Origin of the sequence: Ensifer sp. Root127, from assembly GCF_001425225.1 — a bacterium.
Lineage (GTDB): Bacteria > Pseudomonadota > Alphaproteobacteria > Rhizobiales > Rhizobiaceae > Ensifer > Ensifer canadensis.
The window spans coordinates 98,644-105,351 of sequence record NZ_LMDX01000010.1; the positions used below are offsets into that span (position 1 = coordinate 98,644).

6 protein-coding genes and 1 pseudogene are annotated in these 6,708 nt (G+C 59.9%); 4 read left to right on the plus strand and 3 right to left on the minus strand.

Annotated features, from left to right (window positions below):
• Positions 1-5 precede the first annotated feature (5 nt).
• From ASD03_RS12995 to ASD03_RS13010, 4 genes are all read left to right on the plus strand, one after another.
• Complete coding sequence (locus tag ASD03_RS12995) at positions 6-980, plus strand: ABC transporter substrate-binding protein (RefSeq protein WP_162250504.1); 975 nt, start codon at positions 6-8, stop codon at positions 978-980.
• Positions 981-1,044: 64 nt separating this feature from the next.
• Positions 1,045-2,655, plus strand: a complete 1,611-nt coding sequence (locus ASD03_RS13000; RefSeq protein WP_057214125.1) for an NAD(P)/FAD-dependent oxidoreductase — start codon at positions 1,045-1,047, stop codon at positions 2,653-2,655.
• A gap of 11 nt (positions 2,656-2,666) precedes the next feature.
• On the plus strand, positions 2,667-2,960 hold the full coding sequence (locus tag ASD03_RS13005) for a muconolactone Delta-isomerase family protein (RefSeq protein WP_057214128.1): 294 nt from the start codon (positions 2,667-2,669) through the stop codon (positions 2,958-2,960).
• A gap of 16 nt (positions 2,961-2,976) precedes the next feature.
• Positions 2,977-4,797 carry an ABC transporter ATP-binding protein gene (locus ASD03_RS13010; protein WP_057214131.1) on the plus strand — a complete coding sequence of 607 codons (1,821 nt, stop codon included), beginning with the start codon at positions 2,977-2,979 and terminating at the stop codon, positions 4,795-4,797.
• Positions 4,798-5,070: 273 nt separating this feature from the next.
• On the opposite strand, the gene ASD03_RS13015 is transcribed toward ASD03_RS13010, so the two are convergent.
• The 3 genes and pseudogenes from ASD03_RS13015 to ASD03_RS40135 form a co-directional block, all read right to left on the minus strand.
• On the minus strand, positions 5,071-5,640 hold the full coding sequence (locus ASD03_RS13015; RefSeq protein WP_156407964.1) for a hypothetical protein: 570 nt from the start codon (positions 5,638-5,640) through the stop codon (positions 5,071-5,073).
• Positions 5,641-5,790: 150 nt separating this feature from the next.
• A complete protein-coding gene (locus tag ASD03_RS13020; RefSeq protein WP_057214134.1) occupies positions 5,791-6,510 on the minus strand; it encodes a hypothetical protein in 720 nt (239 codons plus the stop codon).
• Positions 6,507-6,708: pseudogene (locus ASD03_RS40135) on the minus strand (hypothetical protein); the annotation flags it as partial. The pseudogene ASD03_RS40135 and the gene ASD03_RS13020, both read right to left, overlap by 4 nt.

The following is a 6,708-nucleotide window of genomic DNA, read 5'->3' on the forward strand; positions in this document are numbered from 1 at the left end:
TGGACATGAGATACTTCAAGCATGCAGGCGGTGCGCTCTTCGCCTTCGCATTGATGAGCACGACGGCTTTGGCAACTGACAGCCTCCGCCTGCGCCTGGACTGGAGCTGGTGGGCCGGACAGACCCCGATGATCCTCGCCAAGGAAAAGGGCTTTTATGACGAGGTCGATCTGGATGTCGATATTGTCCAGGGGCAGGGATCGAAGACGACGACCATGGTGGTCGGCGAAAACGCCGATCCGATCGGTCACGCCAATCTCTCCACTGTCGCGCAGTCGATATCCGCTGGCGTGCCGATCACTGCCGTTGCTGGCTGGTGGCAGCAGGGCCCGATCTCGCTGATCTGTGTCGACCCGGCCATCAAAACCCCGGCCGACGTTAAGGGCAAGCGCATCGGTTCCACACCGACCGGCTCCGACGGCCAGATCCTACCTGCGTTTCTCAAGGCCAATGGTCTGGAATTGACCGACATAACGCTTGTGAACATGCCGGGCGACGCGAAGTTCGCGGGGATCGCCTCCGGTCAGCTCGATTGCATCAGCGGGGACGACTACTTCTACGTCCCGCAGTTGAAGGCGCAGGGCAAGGAAGTCTCGGTGCTGAAATATGCGGACTGGGGTGTGACCAATCTCGGCTTCGGCATCGTCGTCAACAACGACTACCTGGCGCAGAACCCAGACATCGTGAAGCGTTTCCTCGCCGCGACGAAAAGGGGCATGGAATACACCTTCGCCAACAAGGACGAAGCCATCGGGATTTTCCTCAAGGTGTCCGGCAACACCCAGTCGGCCGAGTTTCATCGCGGCGTCCTCGATGCTTACGAGGCATCGCTTCACACCAAACGCAGCGACGGCAAGCCGCTCGGCTGGATGGCGGAGGCGGACTGGGAGTCGATGAACGAGACGCTCGCGCAGTTCGGCACGATGATCGGCAAGAAGGACGCAACGGCCTACTTCTCTAACGACCAGCTTCCCCAGTAGCGCCACCTTGAAGTCAACCCGGCGGCATGCCGCCGGCATTCTTTGCAAACCAGATGGAAACCGAATGTCTGACATCGTCGATAGATCGATTGGCACATACGACGTCATCGTCGTGGGGGGAGGGCACAATGGTCTCGTTGCGACCGCCTATCTCGCCAAGGCCGGATTGCGCCCGTTGTTGATCGAGGCGCGGCCAACGCTCGGAGGCCCTTGCGGAACCTTCGAGTTCCTCCCCGGTTACCGCTGCGCCTTCACCAATTCTCCCGGTAGTTTCGAGCCGCGATTCATTGCTGAATTGCAGCTCGAACATTTCGGCCTGAAATTCATCCGCACCGACCCAACGGTCGTCCACCCTTTCCCGCGGGGCGCCTTTATCGGCTGGCGCGACAGGGAGCGGCTAACCCAGCAGCTCAACGCCTATTCATCCGGCGAGGCAAAACGCTACTTCGGTCTGTTGTCCGATCTGGAAGAATTGGGAGGGCATTTGGGTGCGTCGATGTTCACGCCCTCTCCCGATCTGGCTCGGGCAGCCCGTGATGTGCCTGAACGCCTTGCCGGGCTTTTCGACCGCGTCATGTGCGGCAGCTTGCGTCAGTTGCTGGACGAGCGGCTGAAGTCGGAAGAGGCCAAGGCTCTCCTCGGGATGCTGGCGCTCAACGCGACGCTCACCCCGCCATCCGCTCCTGGTTCGGCCGTGGGTCTGATGATGCGTCCGATCTCGCTGGCTTCCTATGCGGCGCTGGACGATGATGATCCGCGAAGGGCGGCGCTGCGCGGCTCCACCGGGCTGCCGGTGGGTGGAATGGGCGCTATTATCGATGCGCTCGAAGCTTGCTGCGTGGCGCATGGTGCCACGATCCTCAAGGCCGCGCCGGTCGAACGGGTCCTGCATGCGTCGGGCGGGGCCCGGGGCGTGGTTACGGTCGAAGGCGACGAATTCCGCGCGCCGATCGTACTCTCGGCCATGAACCCGAAGACCCTTTTCGGTCAGATGCTCGATGACGAGGCAGTGGGCGCAGACGTCAGGCGCGAAATCGCCGCCGTTCCGATGCGAGGGTCGGCATTCAAACTGGTCCTGGCGCTCGACGGTATGCCCCAATATGCCGGCTTGCCGGCGGACGTCGATCCCGGGCAGGCAGGGCAGGTCCAGTTCCGTATCGCGCCGTCTCTGGACTACATCGAACGGGCAATAGCGGACGGACTGGCCGGCAGGCTAGCTCAGCGACCGATCATGTGGGGCCTGATGCCGTCGGCTACGTCTTCGGATCTTGCGCCCGAGGGTCGGCATCTTCTCAGCGTCAACGCCTGGCATGCCCCCTATACGCTCTCCGAAGGCAGCTGGCCCGAGGCGGGCGAGCGCTTCGCCAACATCTGCATTGACGAGCTTACGCATTACATGCCGGACTTGCGGCATCGGCTGGTCGGCTTGCGCTACTTCAACCCCGTCGAGATCGAAAGCGAATTGGGTCTCGTCCAGTCGAACATCACGCATGGCGACATGCTGCCGAATGCACTCTTCGGCGCGCGTCCGCATCGCAAGGCGCACGATTACCGCACGCCGCTCGCCGGACTTTACCTGTCGGGCGGAGGCACCTGGCCGGGTGGCTATGTCACCGGCATTCCCGGCTACAACGCCGCAAACACCATCATCAAGGATCTGGAGTTCAAACAATGAGGGAAAACGCAATGGAATTTCTGGTCAACATCAAGCTTCGCTGGTCCGAAGACATGGACCCCGATTTGAAGGCGAAGGTGATCCATGACGAACGCGCCCATGCGGCGGAGTTGATCAAGGAGGGGCATTTAGTCCGCATGTGGCGCGTACCTTGCCGCTTCGAGAACTGGGGTCTCTGGCGCGCCGCCGATGCGACGCAGTTGCACGAGATCATTACCAGTCTGCCGGCCAATCCATGGATGTACGACATTGACGTTCTTCCCCTGGCCAAGCATCCGGTAGACCCGATCCAAACCGCCGCTTGAGAAGGAAAAAAGCGAGATGGACACATCTGCCGCTCAGCCTCCCGTTCTATCAGTCAGCGACCTGACGACCTCGTTCAGACTGGGTGACCAATGGAAGCCGGTTGTACGCAACCTGTCTTTCTCGATCGCCCCGCGCGAGACGGTGGCGATCGTCGGGGAATCCGGATCTGGCAAGAGCGTGACATCCTTGTCGATCATGCGGTTGCTGCCGAAATATTCGAGTCGGATAGAAGGCAAAGTGTGTCTTGGCGGCCGCGACCTGCTCACACTCGACGACGAGGAAATGCGCAAGGTTCGCGGCAACGAAATCGCGATGGTCTTCCAGGAGCCGATGACCTCGCTCAACCCGATCTACCCGATTGGCAGGCAGATCGCCGAGGCAATCACCTGCCATCGCAACATCTCCAGGGCTGAGGCGAGGGCGGAGGTGATCCGGCTTCTGGAAAAGGTGCGTATTCCGAACGCCAAGGGCCGGTTCGACGAATATCCGCATCAGTTTTCCGGCGGCATGCGCCAGCGCGTGATGATCGCCATGGCGCTCGCGTCGAAGCCCAAACTCCTGATTGCGGACGAGCCGACGACGGCGCTCGACGTGACAATCCAGGGCCAGATCCTCGATCTGATCAAGGTGCTCCAGGAAGAGGAGGGAATGGCGGTTCTGTTCATCACCCACGACATGGGCGTGGTGGCCGAAGTCGCCGACCGGACGATCGTGATGTTCCGCGGCGATGCTGTGGAAACGGGTGCTACCGACGACATCTTCAAGCGCGGCAAACACCCCTATACAAGGGCGCTGCTGTCGGCGGTACCCAGGCTTGGATCCATGGCGGGACGTGAGCGGCCCATGCGTTTTCCAGTCATCGACATCGTCACCGGTCGGGCGACCCAGGAGGAAGGCGAGGCAGTGCTGCCGGCGGCCGGTCAACGCCCAGTGCTCGAGGTCAAAAATTTGACCACACGCTTCGACATCCGTTCCGGGCTGCTCGGCCGCAAGAGCGGTGCCGTGCATGCGGTCGAGGATGTATCATTCGACCTCAAGCCCGGCGAGACTTTGTCGCTTGTCGGCGAATCCGGCTGCGGCAAGTCGACGACGGGGCGTTCGATCACTCGGCTGGTCGAACCGACAGCGGGAACGATCCTGCTCGACGGCAACGATGTGATGGACCTTCGGCGCGGGCAGTTGCGCAAAATGCGGCGCACCGTCCAGATGGTCTTCCAGGATCCGTTCGCAAGTCTCGACCCTCGGATGACAATTGGCCCGGCGGTCATGGAGCCTTTCATCGAGCACGGTCTCGGCACGAGGCTGCAAGCACGTGACAAGGCGGCTGATCTCCTGACACGAGTCGGACTCAACCCGGATCTCATGCGGCGCTATCCGCACGAGTTTTCCGGTGGCCAGCGACAGCGCATCGCGATCGCGCGCTCCCTAATGCTCGATCCGAAAGTAATCGTGGCCGACGAGGCGGTGTCGGCGCTCGACGTGTCGATCAAGGCACAAGTCTGCAACCTGCTCCTCGACCTCCAGCAAAGCTTTAATCTCGCCTATCTGTTTATCAGCCATGACATGGCCGTTGTTGAGCGGGTGAGCCATCGGGTCGCCGTGATGTATCTCGGCGAGATCGTCGAAATCGGCCCGCGTCAGGCGGTGTTTGAAAACCCGCAGCATTCCTATACGCGCAAACTGATGGCAGCCGTCCCCGTACCGGATCCGGTACGGCGCAACGTCAAACGGTCCATGAAGATCGACGAGATCAGAAGTCCGGTGCAGTCCATCGACTACATACCGCCCAAGCGCCAATACCGGCAGGTCTCCGAAGGTCACCTCGTCCAGGTTTGAATTCGCAAATGGGCACTCTTTTGAGCGGTTCTCATCCGGAGATGTGTCGCCGATTACTCCAATCGAGTGACATGTACTGTTTGGTCAACCTGGCACAGAGGTGAACAGCGCCCACAAACGCAAAATCGAGTCATCGGAGGGACGCGCGCAGCATATAACAGCACGTCTGCGCAAGGGCTTTGCCGCTCTTCTCGAACGCATCGAAGAACGATCGAGCCGCAGATCCCGGCCGGCTGGGGGGCTGGAAAAGTTCCTAGTATGTGAGCGTCGGCCCTATGGTTGGGTTCGAAGATAGAGATTCTTTGAGGACTTATCGTGCATGGCAAACATGAGGTGATCGCTGAACGAAATGCGCAGCCGCAAAACGCTTCGATCGTCCCGGTCCGTCTCAGCCGATGATTGGTCGCCCGCAAGGAATTTGGCCTGATCCTTCTCGAGCAGCTCAGCCCAAAACCCGTCGGAGGCAAGCAGAAGCGTCCCCGAAAACTCCTCGCGTTCGAGGATGTCGGGGGGCTCGAACGCCCGAGAGCGGAAGCTTCTGGTCAGCAGGTGTCGGGTGGGGGATTGTGCGATGACCTTCAAGGGCATCTCGGCCACAGCATTAGTCAAAGTATGCGGCCTGGTTTGCCAGGCGATGACATCGTTCGTGTCGAGTTCCCCGAGCACACAATCACCGGAATGAAAGACGGTGATGGAATTGCGCCCTGTCGCATGGATGAGGAGGACGCTGGCGGACCCTCTTGGAAACTGCTCGCGCAAGTTCTCATGCAATTGCCTGAGAACATTCACCATCAGATCAGCGGTTATAGCCTCGGCGGTTTCGACAAACCAGTCCACCAGCATCTGTACGATTGCCCGGGCGTAGCCACCGTTGGCTGCACCGTTCGTGGACCCGTCACCACGACGCCCAAGAACTCATTCTGGCGCATGCCGAACCCCGCATGATCGCGATTGTCGGAGGTCCGCGTGCCTTGTTGAGTTAGCCAGAGGGCTTCAATGTCCATTTACGACACCATCCGCACTATGGCTCATTTCGACGAAGCGATCCCGCACGATATCGACGCGACCGGCGGGACCACGGATGTTGCCTTCAAGGAAGTCATCGAAGTCACGGTGCTCCAACAGCGCGCGAAATTGGCCGGCTATGAACTCCCGAACGTCGTCCTCTGTTGTGGTAATTTCGTCGAAGAGGCTTTCTCTTCCGTCGACGATAAGAAGGATGTCTTCCGCATCCCGGCTCATGAAAAGATCATCGTTTCCGCGCCCGGCAAAGGCTTCGAGCTTTGTCGCAAGAAACAGCGCCGGCGTCAGCACCTGAATGGATAGGTCTTCTGAAAGCTGATGCTTCGTCGCCGTTTCGATGCCTTTCGCGTACCAGCGATTGCTGAAGCCGAGGATCTCTTCGTCGTCGGGCATGAAATCGACTTTGAGAGCACCAAGACGCATCCGGCATATCACCTCCTCGTCAGCCGCCTCCATAAAACCGCGCTGTCGAAGCTCTTTCTGAAGGTGTGCCCATGCCGCTTGGCCTGTCAGATCAACGATGAGATCAATATCATCGGTGGCGCGAACATCCTCGAGCGTTACGGGATCGGTGATGAATAGCGCAGTAGTACAGCCGCCGACGAAGACCAGGCGCTCACGCAGGTCCTCGCCAAGTGCGGCTGCAACGGCTTTGAGCATTTCTAGCAATTGAGCGCGGATCGCTGTCATTTACTCATGATCTTCGACTTGAGGTGATCGGTGGCGCGACCGACTTCCCGCTGGTTCCCGAGCCTAATCGCATCTACCAGTGCCAGGTACTCATAAAGTCGCTCGTCTTTCAAAGCGGCCTCCGGCACGCTTTTGAAAAGGGGATCGACCGCTTGACCCATCTCTCGTCCAGCGGAGTAGGGCCAGACGTAGTTATAG